General features: G+C 45.4%; 25 protein-coding genes. 12 read left to right on the forward strand and 13 right to left on the reverse strand.

Going from position 1 to position 21135, the window contains the following annotated elements; all coding sequences use genetic code 11:
- The first annotated feature begins 148 nt into the window (after positions 1-148).
- Entirely contained in the window at positions 149-2236 is a 2088-nt protein-coding gene (locus H3H32_RS18615) for a sensor histidine kinase (RefSeq protein ID WP_182464148.1), read from the forward strand.
- Positions 2237-2417: 181 nt separating this feature from the next.
- Entirely contained in the window at positions 2418-2555 is a 138-nt protein-coding gene (locus tag H3H32_RS18620) for a hypothetical protein (protein WP_182464149.1), read from the forward strand.
- A gap of 16 nt (positions 2556-2571) precedes the next feature.
- Here the strand turns inward: H3H32_RS18620 and H3H32_RS18625 are convergent, their stop codons facing one another.
- Positions 2572-2784, reverse strand: coding sequence for a hypothetical protein (locus H3H32_RS18625; protein WP_182464150.1), 213 nt, complete (start codon positions 2782-2784; stop codon positions 2572-2574).
- Between the two features lies 1 nt (position 2785).
- Here H3H32_RS18625 and H3H32_RS18630 point away from each other — a divergent pair, with 1 nt between their 5' ends.
- From H3H32_RS18630 to H3H32_RS37885, 4 genes are read left to right on the forward strand one after another with little or no spacing between them, the layout of a single operon-like run.
- The gene (locus H3H32_RS18630) at positions 2786-2980 is read left to right on the forward strand and encodes a hypothetical protein (RefSeq protein WP_182464151.1); all 195 of its coding nucleotides are present in this window, start codon (positions 2786-2788) and stop codon (positions 2978-2980) included.
- On the forward strand, positions 2977-3114 hold the full coding sequence (locus tag H3H32_RS18635; protein ID WP_182464152.1) for a hypothetical protein: 138 nt from the start codon (positions 2977-2979) through the stop codon (positions 3112-3114). Before H3H32_RS18630 ends, H3H32_RS18635 begins: the two co-directional genes overlap by 4 nt.
- A 51-nt stretch (positions 3115-3165) precedes the next feature.
- A complete protein-coding gene (locus H3H32_RS37880) occupies positions 3166-3810 on the forward strand; it encodes an acyltransferase family protein (RefSeq protein WP_182464153.1) in 645 nt (214 codons plus the stop codon).
- A complete protein-coding gene (locus H3H32_RS37885) occupies positions 3807-4346 on the forward strand; it encodes an acyltransferase family protein (protein WP_374191832.1) in 540 nt (179 codons plus the stop codon). The genes H3H32_RS37880 and H3H32_RS37885 overlap by 4 nt, the downstream gene beginning before the upstream one ends.
- 313 nt (positions 4347-4659) lie before the next feature.
- Here H3H32_RS37885 and H3H32_RS18650 read toward each other — a convergent pair whose 3' ends face one another.
- The 5 genes from H3H32_RS18650 to H3H32_RS18670 form a co-directional block, all read right to left on the reverse strand.
- The gene (locus H3H32_RS18650; RefSeq protein WP_182464155.1) at positions 4660-4968 is read right to left on the reverse strand and encodes a hypothetical protein; all 309 of its coding nucleotides are present in this window, start codon (positions 4966-4968) and stop codon (positions 4660-4662) included.
- Between the two features lie 291 nt (positions 4969-5259).
- Positions 5260-5997, reverse strand: coding sequence for an SDR family oxidoreductase (locus H3H32_RS18655; RefSeq protein WP_182464156.1), 738 nt, complete (start codon positions 5995-5997; stop codon positions 5260-5262).
- A 69-nt stretch (positions 5998-6066) separates the two neighbouring features.
- Positions 6067-6876, reverse strand: coding sequence for a helix-turn-helix transcriptional regulator (locus tag H3H32_RS18660; RefSeq protein ID WP_240543813.1), 810 nt, complete (start codon positions 6874-6876; stop codon positions 6067-6069).
- Between the two features lie 457 nt (positions 6877-7333).
- On the reverse strand, positions 7334-7696 hold the full coding sequence (locus tag H3H32_RS18665) for a hypothetical protein (RefSeq protein ID WP_182464158.1): 363 nt from the start codon (positions 7694-7696) through the stop codon (positions 7334-7336).
- Positions 7697-7857: 161 nt separating this feature from the next.
- The gene (locus tag H3H32_RS18670; RefSeq protein ID WP_182464159.1) at positions 7858-8226 is read right to left on the reverse strand and encodes a hypothetical protein; all 369 of its coding nucleotides are present in this window, start codon (positions 8224-8226) and stop codon (positions 7858-7860) included.
- 494 nt (positions 8227-8720) lie between these two features.
- Here H3H32_RS18670 and H3H32_RS18675 point away from each other — a divergent pair, with 494 nt between their 5' ends.
- Positions 8721-9587 (forward strand): DNA/RNA non-specific endonuclease, encoded by an 867-nt coding sequence (locus H3H32_RS18675; RefSeq protein WP_182464160.1) that lies wholly within the window; start codon positions 8721-8723, stop codon positions 9585-9587.
- Between the two features lie 177 nt (positions 9588-9764).
- Here the strand turns inward: H3H32_RS18675 and H3H32_RS18680 are convergent, their stop codons facing one another.
- The gene (locus H3H32_RS18680; RefSeq protein WP_182464161.1) at positions 9765-10019 is read right to left on the reverse strand and encodes a hypothetical protein; all 255 of its coding nucleotides are present in this window, start codon (positions 10017-10019) and stop codon (positions 9765-9767) included.
- Positions 10020-10289: 270 nt separating this feature from the next.
- Here H3H32_RS18680 and H3H32_RS18685 point away from each other — a divergent pair, with 270 nt between their 5' ends.
- Complete coding sequence (locus tag H3H32_RS18685; protein ID WP_182464162.1) at positions 10290-10640, forward strand: hypothetical protein; 351 nt, start codon at positions 10290-10292, stop codon at positions 10638-10640.
- Positions 10641-10706: 66 nt separating this feature from the next.
- On the opposite strand, the gene H3H32_RS18690 is transcribed toward H3H32_RS18685, so the two are convergent.
- The gene (locus tag H3H32_RS18690) at positions 10707-11111 is read right to left on the reverse strand and encodes an antitoxin Xre-like helix-turn-helix domain-containing protein (RefSeq protein WP_182464163.1); all 405 of its coding nucleotides are present in this window, start codon (positions 11109-11111) and stop codon (positions 10707-10709) included.
- Positions 11112-11362: 251 nt separating this feature from the next.
- Between H3H32_RS18690 and H3H32_RS18695 the strand changes: the two genes are divergently transcribed.
- Entirely contained in the window at positions 11363-11668 is a 306-nt protein-coding gene (locus tag H3H32_RS18695; RefSeq protein WP_182464164.1) for a hypothetical protein, read from the forward strand.
- A 127-nt stretch (positions 11669-11795) separates the two neighbouring features.
- On the opposite strand, the gene H3H32_RS18700 is transcribed toward H3H32_RS18695, so the two are convergent.
- Positions 11796-12005: a hypothetical protein gene (locus H3H32_RS18700; protein WP_182464165.1), complete on the reverse strand. Its 210-nt coding sequence runs from the start codon at positions 12003-12005 to the stop codon at positions 11796-11798.
- A gap of 407 nt (positions 12006-12412) precedes the next feature.
- Between H3H32_RS18700 and H3H32_RS18705 the strand changes: the two genes are divergently transcribed.
- Positions 12413-15442: a sensor histidine kinase gene (locus H3H32_RS18705; RefSeq protein ID WP_182464166.1), complete on the forward strand. Its 3030-nt coding sequence runs from the start codon at positions 12413-12415 to the stop codon at positions 15440-15442.
- A 28-nt stretch (positions 15443-15470) separates the two neighbouring features.
- Positions 15471-16112: a response regulator gene (locus tag H3H32_RS18710; RefSeq protein ID WP_182464167.1), complete on the forward strand. Its 642-nt coding sequence runs from the start codon at positions 15471-15473 to the stop codon at positions 16110-16112.
- Positions 16113-16606: 494 nt separating this feature from the next.
- On the opposite strand, the gene H3H32_RS18715 is transcribed toward H3H32_RS18710, so the two are convergent.
- From H3H32_RS18715 to H3H32_RS18730, 4 genes are all read right to left on the reverse strand, one after another.
- Positions 16607-16810, reverse strand: a complete 204-nt coding sequence (locus H3H32_RS18715; RefSeq protein ID WP_182464168.1) for a hypothetical protein — start codon at positions 16808-16810, stop codon at positions 16607-16609.
- 714 nt (positions 16811-17524) lie between these two features.
- Complete coding sequence (locus H3H32_RS18720) at positions 17525-18529, reverse strand: ABC transporter ATP-binding protein (RefSeq protein WP_182464169.1); 1005 nt, start codon at positions 18527-18529, stop codon at positions 17525-17527.
- Positions 18530-18596: 67 nt separating this feature from the next.
- Complete coding sequence (locus H3H32_RS18725) at positions 18597-20222, reverse strand: NADP-dependent glyceraldehyde-3-phosphate dehydrogenase (RefSeq protein ID WP_182464170.1); 1626 nt, start codon at positions 20220-20222, stop codon at positions 18597-18599.
- The gene (locus H3H32_RS18730; protein WP_182464171.1) at positions 20219-20404 is read right to left on the reverse strand and encodes a hypothetical protein; all 186 of its coding nucleotides are present in this window, start codon (positions 20402-20404) and stop codon (positions 20219-20221) included. Before H3H32_RS18730 ends, H3H32_RS18725 begins: the two co-directional genes overlap by 4 nt.
- Before the next feature lie 42 nt (positions 20405-20446).
- Between H3H32_RS18730 and H3H32_RS18735 the strand changes: the two genes are divergently transcribed.
- Positions 20447-21103 (forward strand): hypothetical protein, encoded by a 657-nt coding sequence (locus tag H3H32_RS18735; protein ID WP_182464172.1) that lies wholly within the window; start codon positions 20447-20449, stop codon positions 21101-21103.
- The last annotated feature ends 32 nt before the right edge of the window (positions 21104-21135 follow it).

The following is a 21135-nucleotide window of genomic DNA, read 5'->3' on the forward strand; positions in this document are numbered from 1 at the left end:
AAACCAGGAAGTCTTTATCTTTAGATTAATTATAAAATACTCATATAAAGACTGTTATTTATCATAGGAAGCGATCACTAGAAATTAATAATGCGGGTGTATAAGATAGGTACAATTACTTATATTTGCTTTTACCAACCTACCGTATATGAAACCCTTATTATCCACCTACTTCCTCTTCTTATTTGTGAATACTATTCAGGCTCAATCCGTAGTTCTGAACAACCCGAATCAAACCTATCTCATTTTTGAGAACTGCGCTGCCCTCCCCATTGAGCCGGGACAAAAAATTACGCTAGATTCCCTACTACACCACCCGGATACGTATCGCTTTTCTACTCTTAAACAAAGGCCTTTCCAATCCGACAACAAGCACTCCTATTGGTTCAAAGTTGATCTGATCAACCCCACCCTCGACAACTACTTCCTGCGTTGTTATTACGCGAGTGATTTGGTTCAGGTTTATGAAATAGCCAACAATCAGTTGATAGATAGTTGTCAGATTGATTTTCATGGCACTTCCAACCAGGACTTATTTCAACGAAGCCGGTCAATCCTTCCACTACAGCTTCGGCAGGGGCAAACCCGTACTCTGTACTTTTTTGTCCCCAACATGAGTATACCTGATCTTCACATCGGTATTATGTCGGCGCAAAGGCTCACCAAAGAGATCCATTTCCAGGACCTGCTCAACGGCCTTTTTTATGGGTTCATTTTCATCATTGTCATTTATAGTCTGCTGCTAGGTATCAGGCTTGGGGATCGCGATAATATATTGTATGCCCTATCGACTGTTGTTACGACGTCTATTGGGATTAGCTCAAATGGAACACTGCTTGAATTACCCGGCAACTGGGTGATCGCACTCAAGGACAACCATGGCGTACATACTGGCATCAGTGTTCTCTTCCAGATAGGGTTTATACTTTCGTTTTTACAACTCAGGCAACGGGCGCCCTGGTTGTACCGGGGCGGTGTAGCACTAGCTGTAGTGGTTGCCATAGCCACAGCCGGTGTATTTAGTATGTATCTATTGCGTCAACAACAGGGTCATCACTTACAAGATTATTTAGGCATCACAACTGCGTTTCCTTTAACTTTTTTTGGGACGCTGGCTGGGATTACCGTTGCCATCAAAGGTTATAGGCCAGGATTATTTTATGCTCTGGGTAGTATATCGGTTCTTATATGTACCGGTCTATTCGTACTGAGCTTATACGGCGTATTTCCGTTTATGTTCTGGAATCAGAATGGTGCATCGATTGGTCTAATTTTAGAGATTATTTTCTTCTTGCTAGGGCTTACCTACAAAATCAATCAGCTGAAAAAGAAGCAGGATGAAGCCATTCTGGAGCAACTCCGGTTAACTCAGGAGAACCAAACCCTCATCGAAACCCAGAACCGAGTGCTGGAGGAAAAAGTTGAACAGCGTACCGCCGAACTCAAAGCTTCTCAGGCGCAATTGATCCAAAAAGAGAAACTGGCCAGCTTAGGCGAACTGACCGCTGGCATAGCCCATGAAATCCAGAACCCATTGAACTTCGTTAACAACTTCTCTGCGGTCAGTACCGAATTAGTCGATGAACTTCAGGAAGGCCCCTTACAGTTGCTGCCCGAATCCGAAAAAGCTTATTCCGATGCCATTCTAGGCGACCTTCGGCATAATATGCAAAAGATTAACCATCATGGTAACCGAGCCAGCAGTATTGTCAAAGGGATGCTGGAACACTCGCGGGTAAGTAATGGAGAACGCCAGCTTACTGATCTCAATAAACTGGCGAATGATTACCTACGATTAGCGTATCAGAATCAGCGAGCTAAAGATAATTTGTTCACTTGTCAGCTAGTCACCTCATTTGACCCAACTATTCCTGCCATTCAACTGGATAGTCAGGATATTGGCCGGGTATTATTAAATCTATACAACAATGCCTTTTATGCCATTCGGCAATGGGAAAAGCAGCAAACCAATGGTTACCAACCCATGCTTGAAGTAAGTAGCTACGCTCAAAATGGTTATGTGGCCCTCCGAGTTAAGGATAACGGCCCCGGTATTCAGGAGCCAATTAAAGACAAACTGTTCCAGCCTTTTTTTACCACCAAGCCGCCGGGAGAGGGAACTGGGTTAGGCCTGAGTTTAAGTTATGACATTGTTACGAAAGGGCATGCGGGGGATTTACTCGTAGATAGTCAGGAAGGACGGGGAGCTACCTTCACGGTTCAGTTACCTATCTAAGGCATTTGGCAACACCAGGTAAACCTAATTCATTACTTAAAATTAGCAGCTTTTTACCTAAAAATGACAGCTTAACGTAGTTGTCCAAGCGACCTTTGTTCTGTCCAAAACAGACGAGCCTATTCCTGATTTTGCGGAGAAAACTTTTTCGAAACCAATTCATCTCACCTTAAAGCAAGCCATGAAAACTCGAGTCATTACGCTACTCTTACTTTCTATTTTCACGATAGCCACGACAACTAACGCCCAAAACCTGCCGACTGCCGATGAGGTGCTCAATGCCTACTTCAAAGCCCTTGGAGGGAAAAGGCTCTCCTAAACCTTAAGGATTTCACTTACAAAGCAGCCTCTATATCCAATGGGATTTCTTTACCAACCGTTTCCCAATACAAAGCCCCTTTGAACGTGACGGTCACAGCCAAGACCGACAAAGGGTAGACTGCGTTTAAGCTTATCAGTAATGGCAAGGATATAGCTGTAACTCTGGGAACGAGTAAAGTGCCCATCGATCGTTCGGCGGTGGATCGCCTGGTTTTGACTATGCTCATAATGCCCGAGCTGTATTTAGCCGATCAGGGCGTAAAGACCGCCTTCGCTGGCCGGGAAGCCGTAAATAGTAAAGAAGCCTACAAACTCACCCACACCATGCCTGACGGCAGCACCTGGAGCACCTATTACGATATCCAGACAGGTTTAAAAGTAAAATTATATAACCCTGGTCTTCCCCTTTTAATCCCGATGTGACTCTTTACAGCGACTATCGGGAGGTTAAGGGCATCAAGTTTCCGTTCCTGCTTACGCCCGGAAATGGTACCCTGAAAATAGAGAGCTATCAGGTTAACACCGGTATCAGCGACGATGAGTTTGTTAGTAAATGATCCAATTGATCTGTTCTCACTTCCAACCGACCTATTTTACATTCTATCTCAATGGAAACGACTGACCTGCAAACGAGCGAACGGGTTTATGCGCTCGATGCCTTACGGAGTATCATGATGCTGCTTGGTATTGTTCTTCACGGTTCCGCTGCGTATATCGTTACCAAAAATGAGCTATGGCCACTCCCGGACTCAGCCAATAGCCTGCTTTTTGACTTGACCTGTGGCTTCATTCATTGCTTTCGTATGCCCGTGTTTTTTGTCGCATCCGGTTTTTTTTGTGCCTTGTTACTCTATAAAAAAGGCCCCAGGGCAATGCTGATCAACCGCTTCAAACGAATTGTACTTCCGTTATTGGTCTTTACGTTGATCCTTGGTCCGCTGGAGACATTCGTTATTACCTATTCTGGAGCGAAACTTTCGCATGCCCTTTTTCCCCTCCAGACTGGCTGGAAGGCTCTCACTACTGGCAAATTCCTTCCCTTTCAAGTGGACCACTTATGGTTTATCTATTTTCTGGCCCTATATGCAGGTATAGGATGGCTACTAGTAATGGTATTCCAAAAAGCAGAAACGTATACGGAAACCGTTAGGCGACTGACTACTATCATCATTCAAAATTTCTGGGTACGTATTCTTGCGTGGGCGTCCTGTTTTTTCTTTGTCTTTACTGGCAGCGAAGCCCTTATCTGTTGACCAGTGTCGGATGGGTTGTTATTCCATCGGTATTTACAACGTATCTCTTCTTCTTTGGGTTAGGCTGGCTGATCTTTACAACCAACAGCCTGCCCAAACTGACGCGATACTCAATTAGCCAGTTAGTTGCTGCCACTCTCCTTTTTTTAGCACAGGGTATTATACAATGGCCCTTAACGGATGATACCCTTACGCTGAAAATAGCTCTTTCCGCTTTATACACGCCCTTATTCGTATTTGGTTTACTGGCCCTTTTTCTGACGTATTTCAATCGTTATTCGCCCCGGTTAAGTTATTTGATGGATGCGTCTTACTGGGTTTATATCATACATCTGCCGCTTATCTATCTTATAGTTGGGTTGCTTTTCGATTATCCAATCTCTGCTTTCTTAAAGTTCGCCATTACCTTTTCCGCTACCAGTATCCTTTGTCTAGTAAGTTATTACTACCTGATAAGAGGAACCTTCATTGGCCTGTTTTTGAATGGGAAAGTCCATAAGAACAAAGCAATTAATCCAGAAAAAGCGGTGGCTTAACCAGAAAATTTGCATTAGAACGACCTCCTGCCAACAAATAAGGGTTTGCTTAAACAGAACCTCAACTAACCACTCCCTACACCATTTTTCCTGCACGATTAACAGGCTTTTTAAGCCTTGCTCCCCATCGGGTACTTGATAAATCGTTCTCAGGTCATTGGCCAACTCCTTCAACAATTTATCAGGTACAAACCGAAAGCTGTTGTACAATATAGAGCTGCACTGTCGTAGCCGGGGTAAAGCATGATAAAAATCAGGACAGCTAATGGTCCAAAAAGGAAGACTTTTCTGGATCATTAGCTGTTCTATTCATTTAATTAGTCTTACTACGCTTGGTTTTTCGATTCCTTCGCTTTGATGAGTCAGATACTGCGGTTGAAGTAGCAGGTCCCGTTGGTTGCATACCGTACGAAGTACCATTGTCTATTCCTACTGCCCCTTGGCCCGATGCTGTACTAGCGCCTGTTGGTGAGGCAGATCCATTGGTCGCGTTACCTACGCCACTATTAGCCGTCGTTCCGTTTGTATTGGGATTTGGATTTTTTGTGTTCGTAGCCGACTGTGCCCAAACACTACCGAGGGAAGTCAGTAACACGACGCCCATTATTAGTACCTTTTTCATAACCTTGAGTTTTAGCGTTAGCTTACTATGTTTAAAGAGTTGGGTAAACTCATGGTTACGAAAAAAGGTTGAGAATAGTTAGGTAATTGGCCGGGACCATCAGTTGAAAAATTGGCTACGATTTTTAATTGCTGTCAACTGCCATCCGTTGCCATTAAACTAAAACAATTGCCCTGATTTTCTTTTAATAGGGCGGTTTTTACGCTCTCTAAAAAGGTCCTCCAAGGTGTACCACCACCGAGCTGACACATTGAAGCAGTACACCTTAAAAGAACTTACAAGTCAGAAATTCTACCAGGGACTGATTCCAGTATCGGGCGCATTATCATCACTGAAAAACTGACTCGTTGGCCCATCGGGACCAAGGGTAGCCGCCTTCACCAGTCGAGCGGCAGCATCGACTACGGTTCCTGGACCACTGTGATGGTTAAAATCCGTTGCAGTATAACCCGGATCAACTACATTGACCTTAAACGCTGTTTCACGCAATTCATAAGCCAAAACAATGGTATAGGCGTTCAAGGCAGCTTTGGAAGCTGTGTAGCAGGCTCCTTTTACGGGATAATATTTCCAGGTAGGATCATTGTGTAGCGTTAGGGAGCCTAAGCCGGAGGTAACATTGACGATTCTTGGTTCCTGAGATTGCTTCAGAAGGTCAATAAAGGCCTGGGTGGTTTCAATTACCCCAAATAAATTGGTTTCAAACACGTCTTTGAACACCCGAATATCGGTGTCGAGAGCCGTTTGCGGAAAGCCGCCACTAATACCGGCATTGTTGATCAGTACATCGAGCGTACTGGTTTTCTGCCCCAATACTTCCCGCGCGGCTTTTATAGAGTCGAGGCTGTCAACATCAATAGTGAGGGGTTCAACGTTGTCAAACCCTTCCGACTTTAGTTGATCGACTGCCTGCTGCCCTTTTTGTTGATCGCGGCTTCCCAGGTAAACGTAGTATCCTTTTTGTAATAACTGCCGAGCCGTTTCGAAACCGATGCTTTTGTTGGCACCGGTAATTAATACTGTTTTCATGTTTCATCTGTTTATGTAAGGGCAAAACTACTATGCTCTATCCAGGCAGCTGACACACATTCTTCGGCATTACTGGTACATTTCACGGGTGTTGGCCCGGTACTCGGCAGGGGTCATGTTCGTTTCACGTTTAAAGAAGCGGCTGAAATACGAAGCATCTGAAAAGCCAAGGTCAAACGCAATTTCCTTTAATGAATGGTTCGTGTGAAACAGCATCCGTCTGGCTTCCAGCACCAGTCGTTCATGGATATGGGTAATGGCTGACCGACCACTTTGGGCTTTCACTACCTCACTTAAATAGCCGGCCGATACGTGAAGTAAAGCAGCATAGTCGCTTACCTGGTGTAGCTGATGAAAATGTTCATCAATGGTCGTCTGATATTTCTTCAGTAGCAATTTGTCGACCGCAAGTGAATCATTTTCAAACTGTTCAGTATAGAGTCGACTCAAATAAGTCAGTAACACGGTCAGGTATGCAGTCAACATGCGTCGTTGCCAGTCGCCAGGAAGAGTATACTCGGTGTACATCTTTTCCAGTATTTCCTCGATAAAGCGCACATCGTTGTTCGACAGTTGTATTTCGTGTGCATTATGAGGATTCTGAATCAGCGGCAGTTTGTTCAGGGATGCGCTCTCCTGCAAGGCAAGGAACTCGCGGGTAAACGCCAGCCCTATGGCCCACATGGGCTTAGGCTCTTCTTTTACGGTTAGTTGGTTGGGAGCAAACACGTAAAACGTATTATTCTGGGTAACATAAGGTGCCATATCCACCCAATGGCGGCTATTGCCTCGGCGTACAAAAACCAGAAGAAAATAATCCTTTCGATGCGGTACCAGTAGTTCCGACTGATGAGTCATCATCCCATCTATACGAGCCATACTAAATAAGTTGCCTCTAAGGATGGGGTCCTGGGTTAATGAGTAAATCGGTACTGGCTGATCAGGGTTGGTTAAAATCATGTATAAAACTACAAAATTCCCACTGCGATTCGCTTCGTGTGGATGGGTCCCATTGATCGTTTTCAGTTTTGCGTTGGTGTAAAATCTTAGTCTGGCGGTACCCTACACTTTAACTACCTGATACGATGATTATAGCCGACAGTCTGAAGAGTTATCGTTAGGACTACTAAAAAGCTACCTATAGTTCTGCTTATGGCTACTTCGTTTGGTAAGTACATCACCGATTTGGCCACTAATTCAATGCCATACTGAGGTAGTAAACCGGCTGAACTGGTAAACAACTTTGTTGAGCTTCCTCACTTAATAGCTAGAAAGTCAAATGCCTCTACTAGCGATAGAGGCTTTTGACTTTCAGGAACAATTCAGCACATAGCCTTTAACTGGCCAGAAAATTTATTGCCTGTTTCAGGGTTCGCTCGTTATGTGTTTCGGGGTCAGTGTAGGAACGCTCGCCAACTTCAATGGTAAGCTCTTTACCCAGCAGCTGTTTCGTATCCAGCTCCTTTCCTTCTTTTGCCTCAATACCAACCTGATCGAATAAACTGATTATGGCAGGCATCCCTGCCTGTGACTGATAAAATCGGTGCGATACATAGCCTTCTTCATTCTCGAACCGAACGGCAAAAAATGGAATGCCCTTGTTTTCGCTAGTGCCCTCCTCAATATCGGTAATAGTTACTTGCTGCCGACCATCGGCCAATAGTGTTTTATCCTGTCCTTTTTCAATTGCGATTTTCATACTGTTGAGATATATTTTATTTATATCACAAAACAGTAGGAAAAAGTAAATGTTTTTAAAAAAGCTCCTGTTTAGGGAAATAAATTACTATTACACTCTAATTAAGTCAGAGGATTATATTTTTCTTGTATTATAGTCAATAAATTCGTTGATAAAATTTGTCACTGGTTGGGTGGAAAGCTGATTGAGCCGGATTCGCCTGCGGGCTCCAATACGAATAAATGAAAAGCAGGTGATCCCGAATTAATTGGTGAATACCCTAATTTACCCGTCGACAAATACGTGATTACCTGATCGGTGTCTGAAATCGAAAAGGACTCTTTTAGGACTCTCTCCTTGAACGCTGACGACTCATTGGTTAGGGAACCTTCTTCAATTAACAGATTAAGAACGTTAAAATCTTGGGTCCTGGCCATCACATCCAGTCTATCTACGTCGCCTTCCGTTTGATGGCGTTCGACATTCAAAATGGTCAGATAATTGCCTTCATTGCCGATGTTGTGAAGCAACCAGTCATAAATGGATTCCATGTTGTGTGAGTTTATAGAAACGAGCTTACTAAATAGATTCACCTGACTAAATTCAATCTGTCTCCCCGAAGCGCTCTTCGTGATTTTACAATTGTCTGTTTAGTTGACTTGTTTTATATCTGACGGACCAATCAATAAAAGCCGGGATTAATACAAGCGACATGTCAACGGATCCCAACATGCAGGTGAGGTCCTGCTACGTGATCTGATCCGTTTGACCACCAGAAATGATACGTTCAAGCTGGTGCATTTTCGTGCGCTATATTCATTTAACTGGTAGTTGTCAGTTTCATCAGCCAGCCGATCTTCTACTTAACTAACCCGAGATTGAGCAAACAATTTCACTGTAGCAATCTTATAAAAAAGGTACTATAACCGATCAGGGAGTCTACGTTGGTAACCATTCCCGAAAAGAACTGTTCTTATAATGATTGTATGAGTAACAAGATTTATATCTTATTACTCTCCGGTCTATCTGAACAATCCTTTTAACCGTGGTTCTTAAACATACAGTTCGTGTTTTGGTCGGTCTGGTACTGCTTATTTCGCTCGACCACTGTAAACAGCCATCCGTTCCCATTCCGGCTGATACAACCCCTACCCGTGATGACAATATGACGATGGGGAATCCCGATGGAGCCAGGACGTCAGAATCCAGCCCCAACGCTTATTTGATTTCCCGATCAACGTATTCGTTATCCTATAACCAGGCAACTGGTATAGCGAACTGGTGTAGCTGGCATTTAAGTTCAGCCTGGAAAGGCTTGGCATCGCGCTATGCGGGGAACTTCATTCCCGATCAATCCTTGCCCACGGGCTGGTACCAGGCACGCCATGCGGACTATACAAATACCGGTTTCGACAGAGGCCACCTATGTCCATCAGATGATCGGGATAGCACGGCCGAAGAGAACAAGACCACGTTCATACTGACCAATATCGTACCGCAGGCTCCTCAGTTGAACCGGCAAAGTTGGTTACGGTTAGAGAACTATTGCCGGAATCTGGTTACTCAGGGAAATGAGCTGTACATCATTGCCGGAACCTTGGGCAAAGGTGGCGAAGGCGATACTGGTAAAGCTTCGACGATTGCCAGTGGCAAGCTGGCAGTTCCGGCGGCTCTCTGGAAAGTGATTGTTATATTGCCAGTCGGATCAGACGATGTGAGCCGGATCAACACACAAACGCGGGTGATTGCTATTCTGATACCCAACACTAATTCAGCCGGAGAACGGGGGTGGTCAGGCTACCGAGTCTCGGTAGATACGATTGAGAAACAGACGGGCTATAATTTGTTATCCAATGTACCCGAGAATGTGCAGCTTATCCTGGAAGCAAAAGTTGACAACGTAATTTTATAAAGTTGATCAACGACAAATGCGTTTCGTTCCTCTGAGAAAGGTGGCCATTGCATTTAATGTAAGACAAAGGCTCATAATGCTCGTTGGTTTAACTTCCTTGATTCTACGTTGCACAAGAGAGTCAGAACCCCTGCGTTAATCACAACCACATAAACAGGCCATCGTCTTTTTCCCAGGTTAAAGTGTGTAAGTTGCTAAAGTAGCATTGACCGTATAGCTGATAGTCAATGTTGCGCTACTGAGAGCGAGTTGCCCCTGAATGAGAATTGGCGAGTCCGCGAAACCAGCTCCTGTAAAGGTAGGATAGGTACCTTTCGTAGCGAAAGCGCCCTTGTTATCCAGCTTGATATTGGGAAGTGTATTGTATTCGCAGCAAACACCCGCCAAACGATAAGTACCCTGATAAAGAGCTAGTTCAATAGTAGAAAACAAAAAAGCAGACTAATATTATCAGTCTGCTTTCCGCTTCTATCCACACCATTGGGGAATATGAATTCCCATAGTTCTGCGAATATAGTTACTTACTGGATGGTACAGTATCACGGGCTTAAAATCTTAATTTGTTGGCCTATCATTTGTGTTAGCTTGACTGTTGCTCAGGCTGGTTGCGAGGCATAAGCTTGAGGCTAAAGCGTTAAAAGAGGTAACTTTTTTGGTTGCCATATATTTTATTTGCAATATAGTAAAACAAATCTATATTATATGGACGGGCCACAAAGCAACGCTACCTTATTAAATCCTGAAGTACTTCTTCACTTGTTACTATACACGAGTCCTACTCAACAGGCCACTACCCAATTAGCGCCCGCTTGCTGGATTGATTTTGATACCGCCTTTGGGCCTTACTTCCAACCAGGTACTGAACACCAGGTCTCGCTTCTTACCGCAAATTATAAATCAACGCCTTATAAAGTGGTGGTTGCCAGCCCGCCCGTTCTTGGACAAATGCCCAATCCTGAACAGGAAAACGCCCTGGTTCCTACAGCGACTATTTACCTGTTGCCAAAAAGCGTCCACCCAGTCGACGAGCGCCTTCAGCGGAAAGTGGTGTAGACAGAAAACGTTCTTTAATCAGGCGATAGACGTACCAGGAAGATTAAGAAAGAGGCCTGCCAGAAATCAGGCGTATACGCCATGTTTAATGCGACCTAGCACGGTATGTACCAGGCTAAATACAGTCTCAGTATCCAGAAGCTTAACAGGGGCCTGCTGACGAAGTTCAAGCAGAGAATCGTTTGAACATCGTCCCAGCACATCGGCTCTACCATCAAAAACATCCAGCCTATGTTTGAGCAATACTTCCAACAGCAGTAAGCGTTCGGAGGCATTACAATCTAGGTGCGCATCGGGTCGAAGTCGGTGTAGCGTCCGTTCAGAGATATTCAGAATACGGGTCATCTCCCGATCGGTCAGGCCAACGGGACAGGCTAGTTCGTCGACTTTCGCTCGTCGAACCCCTGCACGAGTTTGTTCCACAATGGCGAAACCATCGACTGTCCATTGGGTTTCCGTTGAGAAGTCCATCTGAGTAGCTTTTCCTGTCACGAATATATATGCCCAATGGTGTACCTTCAGACCACCTGCTTAAGGAAGCACACTAGTTTTCCCGTTTAGGAACTACTAGCGCTAGAACAGTTTATGTAACGAACTAGCTTCTGCCTCATTAGCTGGTTACTGCCTTATTCGTGTTCGTAACGTCTGGCTAAACTTTACGGTGTACTTTGGGTTAATCCAGTAGGGCTTACTCTTCATTACACCAAAAGCCTCGTCTGACTATGGATACCGAACTGATTAAACAGAAAATCATTGCTGAAACGACTGCGCTTATGCCGCTAAAAGTTGACAATGAAGACGTAGTACTATATAAGTTCAGGCACATTCAATCCCTGGTTATCGATTTAACAGGTTCCGTTGCTGGGGAGAGTGAGCCGTATTCGAAAGCATTTACCCTCATGCAGTCAGCCATCAATGAGGAGTATAAACAGTTCAGTGAATCAGTCAGTTATGAAGAGAAGGAGCAGGCCTTAATCCTGCTCAAACATAAAGCGGCTGAAGTGTGTGAACTTCTCCAGGCCGGTTAGATCTATACGACGCAAAACGCTAAAGCTTACGTTAAATTCAGTGATGGGCAAATGTCGCCAGTCCGGGTTTCGGGCCTGATTGCCGTCCTAACTAAACGTGACCAAATCGTAACTTTCTCCGTGCGGTTTAGGGCGCTGTTCTTCGGAGTAATGCCGCGTCGGCAGTCCGATCAACAAATAGCATACGTTCAGGACTCAGCCCGTATCGCTTCACCACTTCCGTAGCAATCACATCGGCTGCATTAGTCACCGCACCGACGGACCGGCTCATCTCATCCCCTCCCCTATTTCCGAAGCAATTACGAGTTGATTGTCGCGGTAAATCGTAATGTCGCACGAGCTTGGATAACCGTTCAATGCTCTAAAATTCAGTCTGTATTGTTCCATTTTTAGCGGTGTACGATATGATGATTAACTGTCTAATTCAGGTTAATTAGCAGCTACCTAGTATGAGAAAATAAATGGCTGAATAACAGGCTCGCTCTTTTTGCATTCGTGTAACAAAGCCTTATATTTCTGTCAGAGTCACTATATACTGTCGACCGGTGTTTGTTGTAGCGACTAAGATCATCTTTTAGCTAAATGACGACAAACTAAACAGTTATCGCTACTGAATTACCTGAAAAATCATATTTTTTAGCAAAAGCAGAGCGGCAAAACTCTTCTCATTTCATAATAGGAATGGCCTGACCACATTTGTTCATTTTTAGCTGACGATACACCATTTTCAAGCGCGTCAAAATCATGAGTAAACTATCTGTCTCTTTGGGAATAGATCGCACGAAGGCTTTGAACGTACTATCATTGGTATTGATAACTTTTCTAGTAGTACTGTCACCCAAGCTAAAGGCTCAACCAACGTATAGTCATCGCTATTCGGTGGATGACGGCTTACCCAGTTCATTTGTTTACCGTGTTTTTCAAGATAGTGAAGGCCTAATTTGGGTTTGTACCGATCAGGGTGTTGTTCGTTTTGATAGCCAGCGATTTGACCGATTTACAACGCGTGAAGGACTCCCTTATAATGATACCTGGGGGATCATGGAGGATAGCCGACGGCGAATTTGGTTTATGAGCTACTCATCCGCTTTTGCTTATTATGATTTGACTAAACGAAAAGTACATTCCATCCCTAATCCTTTTTATTCCAACGAACTTACCTGGGGGATCATTGATGGACGAGAAAAAGGAACATTTGCGATTTTGAGTGAAGGCACTCATCTGGCGCTAAGATCAGAGAATCAAACGTCGACGCCTACAAAAGCTTCGCAAATCAACAAGGCCGACTTAATTCGTCAGGTACCAATTTTAGGTAAATATGCGGATGATTTTGTGGTTCAGTCCTTATACGAAAACATCGATTTTTTTGCGAGAACCTCGCCCGCCTTATTACCTGATAAATGGAAAGAGCAGAGCCGGTATGTTCGGACGGTTCTGTTATACCCCAACCAAACCGTTTTCGGGAAAGAACAGTCGATAACCCTCTACAATGGTCGCACCTCTCGCACCAAACCAATGAGTGAATTGGCAAAGAGTCAGGACGAAAAACTGGTTCGTCTGAGTCGGATTGGTGAGAGTGGACTAATTTTAGTCGTGACACAAAAAGGACATTTCGTCATCGATCAAAACCTAAATCGACTGCATATATATGATTTTATAGAGCACCTGGCCATCAATAGTTTGCTCATTGATCGAGAGGGTAATTTGTGGATTGCCACAAAAGATCAGGGCTTATTAATGATTACCCAGAAGGCACTTGCTGTCATGAATATTGTTGAGCTTCAGGAGAAATCCGTGAGCGTCATTACAACGGACGCTTCCGGACGAATGTGGTTTGGTACGGTGAATGGTGAAATTTATTGGCAGGATAAACAGGGCGTTCATCGGTTGGCGCTAAATCCGATTTATCCGGCAAAAGTTAATCGTATTACCAGTTTGGGGCCACACCATGTCTTGATTTGCTGGGATAATATCTATCATGCTATTGTTCCCATTTCGCGGGTAAACAATCGGCCAATCGATCTGCAGGAGCTGGATCATACAAAAGCAAAAAGAGATACGTTCCTGGCTACGCTTCATCCCGACAAAGCGTACTTATTCCGGTGGAAGTCGCTTAAGGATTTTTGCCCGATGAACGAAAATGGGTTATATATCGCTACCACGTACCGTGTGTATCAATTAACGCTGGTCAACAATCATTACCAGGTTCTGCCCCTTCTGAGTACCCGACGCACCTTCTCATTGGCCATAAACCGAAAAAAAATCCTGTGGACAGGCTTGGCGACTGGGCTTCAGGCCTATCGTGTTCAACGGGCAATGGATCAGTTGAGTGAGTCAGTCATCAACTTACCGACTAAGTTCGCTTTACGTGGCCCTGTATACGATTTGAGTACTGATCGTCATGATGCTCTGTGGGTTAGTACAGATGGGGATGGGTTGATCCGACTGTCGGATGGAAACGAAACGCCGATTAGTCAAACCCTGGGTTTGACCATCAAAGATATTCACTATTCCTCCGTCACCGATCGAGTCTACGCAGCGACCAATCAAGGTGTATTACTCGTTCAAACGACCCACCACCAGCCTTTCAGGTACAGCTTTACCAAGCTATCCCTGAAAAACGGGTTACCCTCTCAGGAAGTACACAGCGTTTACGAGCAACTGGATACGCTGTATGTGGGTACCAACAAAGGGGTATCAAAAATTAGTTTATCGGATGAAAACCTACCTACCCGATCGTCGGCTCCCGTTTTACCTGTGCGCATCAGCCTGTTAGTGATCAATGGTCGATCCATGCCAATCCGAAACCGCTACGAACTCTCGCATAGCCAAAATAATATTGGCCTTGAGTTTATTGCCCCCACGTTTATCAAGAACCAGACTTTAACCTATGAATACTATTTTTACAGTAAACAGCAGCCTGATTCAACCTGGCATTCATTGAATCAAAAACGCGTCAAAGAATTTACGGATCTTGATCCCGACACGTATACATTAAGCATAAGGGCAGTAGACCAGAACCGAACCGTAAGCTTCAGGCCAGTGTCGATCACCTTCCTTATTCAGCCCGCTATCTGGCAGAGTTTTTGGTTTCGGATGCTTTTGTTTGTTTGTATCCTCGGTTTACTGGCTGGTCTTGCCTGGGTGTATATCAAGTGGAAATTGAAACGTCAGCAGGGAATGATGCGGACGGTGTTAACTGCTCAGGAAGAAGAACGGCAACGTCTGGCTGCTGATTTACACGATGATTTGGGGGCAACGCTATCTGCAGTCCGGTATGAACTAGAGCATCGGCACGATAATACGCAGCGATTGCTCCATCTACTGGATCATGTTATTGACGACATTCGAACAATTTCTCACAATCTGATGCCGCCTGAATTTGATCGGTTAGGATTACGGGCCGCGCTGGAGGAAGCTGTTCAACGAATCAGTCAACGAGCGGCCATGCCTATTGAACTGATTATTTTTGGAACAGAGCACCCTTTGGCTTCAGATGTTGAGCTGACTTTATATCGGATTGCCTTAGAACTACTCAACAATGTGGCTAAACATGCACACGCTCAACAGGCTACCTTACAGCTTCTCTATTACCCCGATCAGTTGATGATGATTATGGAAGACGATGGCATTGGCTATACTCTTGAAGGAAACGAGCTAAAGATGGGAATTGGTCTACGTAACATTAAGTCGAGAGCGAAATTTCTGAATGCCAGCTTGCAGATCGACTCCCGAACTGGTAGTACAACGACAACCCTGTCCATGCCTTTATAACACCTTTTGATCGATAACTAACCTTCCGATGACTACGCAGGTGTTACCAACTATTCTCATTGCAGATGATCATTATTTGTTCAACGATGCGCTCGCCAATTTGCTAACCGCACCAGAGATCCCTTACCAGATTATTGGTCAGGTTTACTCAGGGGATGAGGTACTGGCTGCTGTCCATGAACTAAGGCCCCAGGTACTTTTGCTAGATATCAACATGCCTGGTCGCAATGGGTTAGATATAGCTCAGCAGTTGGTCAAGGAGAATCCAAGTCTTCGCATTGTGTTTCTCACCATGTATGGCTCGGTAAAATTTGTTGAAGAGGCTCAGGCAATCGGTGTAGCTGGCTATATGCTGAAAAACATCCGCAAAACAAGCCTGCTGGAAGGTCTCGCCATTGTTTTAGCGGGCGGAGTGTATTTCGATCCAAGTCTGCAAAATCTGCTGGCCGTTCAGCATCAAGAAGATGATTTTTTCAAACAATTTAGCCTGACCAAACGGGAGATCGAAATTATTCCGCTGCTCTGCCAGGGCCTGACAAATGCTGATGTAGCTCGTAAACTGTACCTGGCTGAACAGACCGTTAAAACTCACCGAAAAAACATCTATTATAAACTGGGTATCAGCCACCTTGCCGACTTGATCAAGTTCGCGACGAGTCACAATCTATAAAGCATCGGTCCATTGACTGAGTCAATGCCCAGCCACAATTTTCCACAAAAAATTTGCCTGCCTACTAGGCAGCGTAAGACCGAAAAATACCCCATTTGGGGTATTGAAATCTGTTGGTACTCGCGCCAATTTTGTCAGCAGATTAGTCAATCGATTAAATCTACATGTTTAGGAAAGTTCTTTCTTTCTGATTGTTACCAGGCTTCGTGTAAAAACGCAAAAACATGAGATATCAGTCAAATAGGAATTAATACTGCGTCTACTGTCCAATCAAGTAAAGCTTTCTGCTTTTAGCCACCCCCAATCTTCTAAATAAGTTATCTATCTCTTAGTATCTCAATGGCATTCATGGAAAGTGAAAAAATCTTTTTACTATGTTCCTGCTTTTCATGAATACGCTTAAATCAGGTAGTTGGGACGACCCAACTATCTGATTTCTCAAGGTTAGCTTACCCTCCAGACGCACCACAACCCACCGGATGGACACCGGCGGGTTACCGGAATGATACGGCACGGGCTGCCCCGCACACGGCTGTACCCGTAGCGTATTCGACTCGCTGGGGTTGGCTGTCATGCCAGTCGATCACCTCTAGCCATTGCCAGTTTAAAGCCCCGACCCCAGCTAACTGAGCCAGCGTTGCTAATCGTTTCCTTTTGAGTCGCTTACGGCCTACCTGCCCAAACAGGTGAGGGTTCATATAGAGCCGCGTCCAAACACAGTTGGCTACTCAAACTTACTCGACCTTGTAAGGCATTAAGTAAGTCACTAACGGCATAGCTGCTATCCCCAACCGCAATCAGTTGACGTAGCCATCGTTTCAGTTGCAACAGCAACTGGCGTGTCCAATCGGTCAACGTTTTGTGGGACCAAGCCTTACCCAAATGATAGCGTTCGGATGGAGCCAAGGTCGTCAGAAAAGGGAACGCCCAAACTCGGTTAGCTCAACCAACTTTTGTCAAGATCATCACACACGTCCAGCATAGGCCGCTACATTTAATAAAATGGCTGTCACTGCATCAAACCGCATCGCGATAAATGCCTCACGCTTTAATGTGATTGCCCCAACCTCACTTAATAGGCGATGGTATTTATGAAAGGCTTTTTCCAACGATCCGTAACGCTGAGCTAATGGTTCGCTTGCCAGGGGTTAGCATTGTCCCCATTAGCAGGAGCTAAACATGAGCGTAAACTCGCTGGGTAGTTGAGGCATATAGACTTAAGTTTGGCGACCCAAATCTACGTACAAAAACCCCAGCGGGCTTCTTCTTAAAAGCTAAAGTCAAGATAAGGAATTGACCAAATGCCTTTCTTTATTTTCCATTCTCACCAGGTAAAAACCCGGCGTATTTGATCCATTCTGTAGTTTGCTCCGGGTTTTTACCCGGAGCTTCTTCGGTAGCAATATCAGCGTTCACCCTTTCAAACGCCACAATTCGTTATCCCGCAACCCTATTCGTACAACCTGACCAACTTGTATATCAGTACGAGTGGTTAGCAAGCGAAGGGATACGTAGCGAGAAGCCTCCACATCCAACTCATAGTGGCTCCCTTTGAAATACACTGCCCGAACCGTAACTGATGTTCCCGAATCATCCAGTTTAAGCTGTTCAGGGCGAATGCAAATCAAGGATTCGGGCACATCAGATTCTGGCAAACCCAGTAAGGGCAGGTACTTCGCTTTAACAATATTGACCAAGCCCGTCATTCGGGCAGCGTAGGCCGTAACAGGCCGATGATATATATCTACCGGAGCCCCCAACTGGATTAGCTTTCCATCGCGCAAAATGCCAAGCGTATCGGCAATAGAAAGCGCGTCGGAGGCATCATGCGTAACAAACAGACAGGATGTAGAGCGCGACCCGGTCTGCTCATGTCGAACCAGATCGAACAGCAAGTCACGCACGATTAATCGGTTGGGTAAATCGAGATGGCTAAACGGTTCATCGAGCAATAGTATCGCCGGTTTGTCAGCAATAGCACGAGCAATAGCCGTACGCTGTTTTTCACCACCCGATACCTGACGTGGTATCCGATCCTGAACGTCTGTCAGGCGACACAGCTTTAAGAGTTCATTAACCCGGAAGTCCCGATAGCTTTTCTCGAAAAAGCGTAATGCATAGGCAATGTTTTCCCGCACCGATACATTCGGCATTAGTTGATATTCCTGGTGGACCAACCGAATGTCTTTATGACCCGGCACTAATACCTCAGACGGTCCTGGCACCCGTTCGTCGTTAAGTCGAACCTCGCCGGTATCGGCATCGGCTAAGCCTGCTAACAGATTCAATAGTGTACTTTTGCCCGATCCACTGGCCCCAACCAGGGCCATTATCTGCCCCGGTTCGAGCGTAATGGATACATTTCGAACGGCCTGAACCGAGTTATACGCTTTTACTAGTTTAGTGGCAGTGAGCATGGTGAACGTAGCCTGGACGTCTACGTCCGGGTATAAATACTACCCGGACGTAGACGTCCAGGCTACACTAAAATATAAAATTCGTACTTAAAAACGTCGACTGATGATTCCCTACAATCTCATTTAGAATCTCCTTATTAGTAGCCGTATCTTTTGTAGCTACCGCCGAACGGATTGAGAATGAGCGCAGTGCATCCTCAACAGAAAGGGTTCCTTCTGCCGAATCTTTACGGCCCGTGAAGGGGAACGTATCGGGTCCGCGCTGACACTGGGCATTGATATTAACGCGGCTAACGAGGTTCACTAATGGGTCGATGAGCCGGGAAATTGCAGCCGTATCGGTGCCAAAAATACTCGCCTGCATCCCATGATCATCCGTAATCAGGTAGTCGATAAATTCTTCAACATCGTCGTAGACAACCACCGGAATAACGGGGCCAAATTGCTCTTCCCGATAAAGTCGCATACCTTCTTTAACAGGATAAACGACCGCTGGCTTGAACAGGGAGGCTGTTGTTTCACCGCCACCGTCATTCACAATTGAAGCCCCACCCGCTGCTGCATCGGCAATAATATCGGCCAGATACTGTGGTTTAGTCGGCTCAGGAAGCGGGGTAATCTGCACCTTGGCATCCCAGGGCATACCGGGTTTGAGCTTACTGACTTCCGGGCTAAACTGCGCCAAAAACTTGTCGGCAATAGACCGATGCGCCCAGATGATTTTGATAGCTGTACAACGCTGCCCATTAAACGACAGCGTGCCCAGTAAGCATTCCTGCACGGCTATGTTTAGGTCGGCATCGGGTAAAATGATAGCGGCATTTTTCGCATCGAGACTCATAATTGACCGAAGCCGGTTGAGTTTCGGGTGCTGCCGTTGTAATTCATCGGCTACACGGCTAGAGCCAATAAGCGTCAGGACGTTTACTTTTCCAGACTGCATAACTGGTGGAATCACATTGGCACCCCGCCCGTAAAGCGAATTGACAACGCCCTTTGGAAAACTGGTTCGGAATGCCTCCAACAGCGGATAATGCAGTAACGATCCATGTTTAGGCGTCTTGAACAAGATCGTATTCCCCATCAGAATGGCCGGAATCAACGTTGTATACGTCTCATTGAGCGGATAGTTAAACGGTCCCATAGCTAGTACAACGCCTAACGGCGACCGGCGGATTTGTCCAATAATCCCCTCTTCAATCCGAAACCGCGACGAATTACGGTCCATATTTTTGAGCGTATCGATCGTATCGTAAATATATTTCACCGTACGGTCGAACTCTTTGGTAGCATCGGCAAGGTTCTTACCGATCTCCCACATGATCAGGTTGATGACCAGTGTTCGCTGCTCCAGCATTTTCCCAATGAAGGTTTCCATGCAACGAATACGATCGGCCACCGACATCTGGGGCCACTCACCACGGCCATTATCGTAAGCCGCTACCGCAGCGTTCAGAGCCTCAACAGCTTCCGTTGGACCTGTTACGGGAAAACTACCGACAAGCTGGCGTTGCAACGTACCATCAGCGTCAGGCAGGCAAACGGGAGAATATACCTCCGAGACAGGACCGTTCCACGGGCGCATTTCACCGTCGAGTAAATACTCACGCTGGTGAATGGGTTCGATACGGTACTCGGCAGGAATCTGGTCTGTACTGGTTGGGAAGAGTTCACTAAGTTTCGAATCGTTCATGGGAAGAGATAATTATTGAAAAGAAACGGGGCAAACGTCGCCATTTGCTGGGCAAAATCCAATCTGACTTGGTATAAATAAGGACGCTCATCCGGCCGATTATGGGCTAAATCGACACCAGGACGCAACCAAGCCGAAAATTCGCTCGTACAGAGGGCAATGACCAGCACTTGTGTGCTCATGTTTCACTAACTCATTCTCCGTTAAAACTTCGTCTTTCGCTCATGGCAAAACTTTTCGTTATTCTTCTGATGTGTGTTGGTCTACAAGTTCACGCTCAGGACACGTCGTATGTCCTGCACCCCTTTCCTACGGCTACATCCATTGATAATCAACGCGTAATCACCTCAGCAGATTCGTTACTTTTACCTCATAAAATGCTCCTGACACAGCGGGTATTCTGGGGACCGAACGGGTTACTTCGGGTTCTTAATGTTTCCCCACTTACCCTAGAAGGACGGCGGAAAGAAGTTAAAATACGTCAGTTCATGCTCTTGTCCCACAAGGTTACGGGTTATGCCACGCTGGCGGGTTTTGTGGCGCAGGGTATTCTGGAACTTAAATTAACTAAAGCCTCAGGGAACGAGTACAATCAGCTACTCAACGCTCAGCAAACCGTAACCACAATCACCAACATTGCTTATGGTACAACGGCCTTACTTTCGCTAACTGCTCCACCTAAACTAATAGCTGATCAGAAAGTCAGAAGTGGGGTCAAGCTACACAAGTATTTATCGATTATTCACTTAACCGGCTTCATTGCGACCAATATTTTGGCAAGTCAGGTAGCCCAACATTCCGAAATCCGCCCCTATCGCCAAGTAGCAGGCTTTACGACTTTAGCGGCCTTTGCTCCGGCGTTGATTGCGCTTAAGTTTTGAGGTATTTTTTCAATACTGGGCTGATAGCGAGG

It is taken from the genome of Spirosoma foliorum (genome assembly GCF_014117325.1).
GTDB classification, from domain to species: domain Bacteria; phylum Bacteroidota; class Bacteroidia; order Cytophagales; family Spirosomataceae; genus Spirosoma; species Spirosoma foliorum.